This window comes from uncultured Negativicoccus sp. (genome assembly GCF_902480485.1).
In the GTDB taxonomy this organism is placed as follows: Bacteria; Bacillota; Negativicutes; order Veillonellales; family Negativicoccaceae; genus Negativicoccus; species Negativicoccus succinicivorans.
This window is the reverse complement of sequence record NZ_CABSTC010000078.1, coordinates 1-4,477: the sequence shown is the minus strand read 5'-3', so window position 1 is coordinate 4,477 and position 4,477 is coordinate 1. Positions and strand designations below refer to the sequence as shown.

At 49.1% G+C, this 4,477-nt stretch carries 3 protein-coding genes and 1 pseudogene; all 4 read left to right on the top strand.

The genetic code is table 11. The features are described 5' to 3' along the window. Positions 1-66: 66 nt before the first annotated feature. A pseudogene (locus RDN69_RS05895) lies at positions 67-519 on the top strand (lysophospholipid acyltransferase family protein); the annotation flags it as partial. A 3-nt stretch (positions 520-522) separates the two neighbouring features. After that, a complete protein-coding gene (locus RDN69_RS05890) occupies positions 523-2,499 on the top strand; it encodes a bifunctional 4-hydroxy-3-methylbut-2-enyl diphosphate reductase/30S ribosomal protein S1 (protein WP_288218369.1) in 1,977 nt (658 codons plus the stop codon). An 83-nt stretch (positions 2,500-2,582) separates the two neighbouring features. Continuing rightward, entirely contained in the window at positions 2,583-3,917 is a 1,335-nt protein-coding gene (gene der / locus RDN69_RS05885) for a ribosome biogenesis GTPase Der (protein WP_288218368.1), read from the top strand. Further along, positions 3,914-4,477 (top strand): glycerol-3-phosphate 1-O-acyltransferase PlsY (plsY, locus tag RDN69_RS05880; protein WP_288218367.1); only part of this gene is annotated, 564 nt, incomplete at its 3' end. The genes der and plsY, both read left to right, overlap by 4 nt.

Sequence of the window (4,477 nt, the reverse complement as noted above, 5' to 3'; positions counted from 1 at the left end):
ACGAGATCGGTCTCGGCATTCCTGCTGAACCGCTCTTCCGATCTCGACAGTTAAAGCAACTGGGATCCGCCGCTCGTTTTTGCGGCCATGCCGAGGCAAGTGTATTTTTTGGCAAAAGAAGAATTGTTTCGCAATTTTTTCCTGCGTCAATTTTTAAATGTTTTGGAAATGGTTCCTTTGCATCGCGGCAAAGTGGATCGCGCGGCGATGCGACAATCATTTGCGATTATTCGGCGCGGTGAGTTGCTCGGAATTTTTCCCGAAGGAACGAGAATTCGGCATGAAGGTTTGGGCCCTTTCCACACCGGGATGGCATCGCTGGCGTTACGTCTTGGTGTGCCGATCGTTCCCGTGGCTGCGATTCATACCATGCACCCGTGGAGCAAATCGGTACCGGTGGTGGCCATTGGCGAGCCGGTTATGGTGGAAAAAGACAAATCGACTCCCGAAAAAATTACAGAAGTTAATAATTTGATTAGAGAAAGAATAGAAAAGCTTTATGAAATGTATAAAGGTTGAGATATGAAGATTATTGTGGCGAAAAAACTGGGCTTTTGCTATGGTGTAAAACGCGCCATGCAAATCGCGGAAGACCTAAGTAAAACAGGGACTGACGCGGTCACGCTGGGGCCGATCATTCACAACAATCAGGTGGTGGAAGGACTACGTTCCAAAGGGATCGACTATGTCGAATCGCTCGAAGACGTCCCTGGAGAAACGGTAATTATTCGTTCTCACGGAGTGGGCCCGGCGTGTTATAATAGAGCTAATGAAAAAAATTTAAAGATTATCGATGCGACCTGTCCGTACGTTGTACGGGCACAAAAAGAAGCCAATCGCTTAGTGAATGAAGGTAAGACGGTAATTATTTTCGGAGAAAAAAATCATCCGGAAGTCAAAAGCATTGCCGAATGGGCAATGGATCGCGCTATCGTTGCGGAAACGCCCGCCGATTTAGCCAACTTGCCGCACCTCTCTGAAGCAAGCGTTGTATCGCAAACTACGTTTTCGCAGGCCCTCTTCCAAGAGATGCTTGCTCTCGTCAAAGACAAAGTGGATCATGTAGATGTCCATCGCACGATTTGCAATGTCACGGCGGAGCGGCAGAATGCGGTAGCGGAGTTGGCAAAGATAGCGGACGTAATCGTAGTCATTGGTGGCCGACACAGCGGTAATACACGCCGTCTGTACGAACTTGCCAAAGCAAATGGCACCCCGGCATACCATATTGAAACGGCTGCAGAATTACGCTCGTCATGGTTTCAAAGTGATTGGACGGTTGGCATCACAGCCGGTGCATCCACACCGGACTGGATAATCGAGGAGGTATTGTTGGCAATGGATGATATGAAAACAACTTTTGAAGAGATGGACATGAATTATGATTTTCACAAAGGAAGCATCGTAGAAGGCACGGTCGTTGATCTGACCGATGAAGAAGCGTACGTTTCGTTTGGTTACAAAACGGAAGCGGTGCTCCAAGCGCGTGAATATTCATTTCCGGCTCCGGAATCCATGAAGGATGTACTGGCGGTCGGCGATACAGTCAAAGCGCAAATCACCAATGCGGTGAAAGAAGATGGTACGATCTACATCTCCAAAATCAAATTGGATCGTTTGGCGGACTGGGATATCGTCGAACAGGCATTGGCTAACGATGAACCTGTAGAAGTCGAAGGTATTGAAGCGATTAAAGCAGGCCTTCTCGTCCAGATTAAATCGTTACGCGGTTTTATTCCGCTTTCCCAGGGAGATCTGCGTTTCGTACGCTCGCTCTCGTTCCTCGTCGGTACAACATTCCAGGCGAAAGTACTGGAAGTGGACCGTTTGAAAAACCGTTTGGTTTTGAGCCGTAAAGCGATGCTCGAAGTTCATCGCGAAACGGAAATGGAAAACATGAAAGAAGCGTACGAACAGGGCACGCAACTTACCGGTATCGTGAAAAAAATCATGCCGTACGGCGCGTTTATTGACGTTAACGGTATTGAAGGTTTGTTGCATATTTCCGATGTAGCCTGGAACAAAATCGACAAAGTCGAAGACGTTTTGGAACCGAACCAGGAAGTGGACGTTATCATCAAATCGTTTGATCCGGAAAAACAGCGTATTTCTTTCAGCCGCAAAGATACCTTGCCGGATCCGTGGATGGATGACATCCAAAATTATGCAGTCGGTGATACCGTTGTCGGGAAAGTCGTAAAATTGATTGATTTCGGCGCGATTGTGGAATTGACCGACGGCTTGACCGGTTTGCTGCACATCAGCGAAATTACCAAAGATCGCAGCAAAAAAGTGGGCGATGTATTAGCGGACGGCGATATGGTCGAAGTGCAGATCATCGGCATTAATAAATCCCGCAAACGCATCAGCTTCAGCCTGATCCAGGTACAGGAGCATGCGGAAGGTGCGACGGAAGAAATGCCGACGGATGAAGCTCCGGTGCAAGATGTTGCTGAAGCCGAAGAGGTTACGGCGGACGCGACGTCTGACGAAGAATAAAACCGTCAGCGAGGCAAAGAAAAAAGCAAAAATGCGGGGGACGGTTCGCTGTTTCCCCGTATTTTTTATTGAAGGAGTAAGCTATGGATAAACCGTTAGTGGCGGTGGTCGGACGGCCAAATGTCGGCAAGTCGACATTATTCAACGCGATCATTAACAAACGTATTTCCATCGTGGAAGATGTTCCCGGTGTCACTCGCGATCGCATTTATTTTGATGCAGAGTGGCTCGGCACAAAGTTTACTTTGATTGATACGGGCGGTATTGAGTTTTTGGTGCCGAAAGAAGACCATATCAGCGTTGGCACCAAAGCGCAGACCCAACTTGCGATTTTGGAGGCCGACGTGATCGTACTCGTCTGTGACGGGCGCGTTGGTGTCACGGCGGATGATGAACAGGTCGCCCATCTACTACGAGATGCCGGTAAACCGGTAGTGCTTGCGGTCAATAAAATTGACAGTCCCGCGCAGGAAATGAATGTCTATGAATTTTATTCTTTGGGACTGGGGGATCCGCATGCGATTTCCGCTTCCAATCTGCTGGGATTGGGAGATTTGTTGGATGATGTGGTGAAGCATTTTCCGCAGCGCGAAATCGATCCGCATGAAGATGAACTTGTGCATGTGGCGCTGGTCGGTCGTCCGAATGTCGGCAAATCTTCTCTTACCAATGCGCTTCTCGGCGAAGAACGTGTGCTGGTGAGTGATGTACCCGGCACGACACGAGATTCGATTGATACGCATTGGAAATACCATGGCGAGGAATTTGTGCTTATTGATACCGCGGGAATGCGTCGTAAGGCAAAAATTGATTTGCCGGTGGAGCATTACAGCGTCATTCGTTCGCTGCGTTCGATCGATCGTGCCGACGTGGTCGTACTGGCTTTGGATGCGACCCAAGGGGTCACTGAGCAAGACACCAAAATTGCGGGCTACGCGCATGAAGCCGGCAAAGGCATAATCATTCTTGTTAATAAATGGGACTTGATCGAAAAAGACAGCAAGTCTACCGAAACATATGCGGAAGATATTCGGCGTGAATTGGCCTTTTTACAATATGCACCAATTGTGTATGTTTCGGCTCTTACCAAACAACGAATTCATCGTCTGGGAGAGCTGATTCAATTCGTTTCGGAACAGCAAACGCGCCGCGTTTCGACCGGGGTTCTGAATGAAGTTTTAACGGACGCAAAATTGATGAATCCGCCGCCGATGAAGTATGGTAAGGAAATCAAGCTGTACTATATGACACAGGTGGGAGTTAAACCGCCGACCTTTGTGCTTTTCTGTAACTACGCGCAATACGTCCATTTTTCGTACGTGCGATTTTTGGAAAATCGTTTGCGTGAATCGTTCGGGTTTGAAGGTACGCCGATTCGATTGGTTTTACGCGGTAAACGCGATGGTGATGATGAGTGATTAATTATTTGCTTTGCGTTATGGGAGCATATTTGCTGGGGTCGATTCCCAGCGGTTTGTGGCTCGGTAAGCTGCTTTGCGGTACCGACCTACGCCGGCACGGCAGTCGTAATATCGGTGCAACCAACGCTTATCGCACTTTGGGAGCGCGTATGGGGATTGCCGTTTTTGCCGCGGATTTTCTGAAGGGCGTAGCGGCGACATCGTTAGGCGGAAACGATCCGATACTGCTTGCGCTTTGTGCGGCAGCGGCGATTGTCGGTCATTGCTTTTCAGTGTTTTTGGGATTTCGCGGCGGCCGCGGCGTGGCGACCGGCTTTGGGGTCATGTGTTGCCTGTCGCTACCGGTAGCCGTTGCGGCGGCTGCCGTTTGGGTGACCTTGGTCTTTACGACACGGTTAGTATCCTTGGCGTCTATTGTCGCAGCGTTGACCGTACCGATCCTTTTATGGTGGTGGCAGGCTCCGTCGGCATTTTTGATTTTTGCGACTTTGGGCGTCATTGCTATCATTTTTCAACATCGTGCCAATATCGGGCGATTACTGCATGGCGAAGAGAAA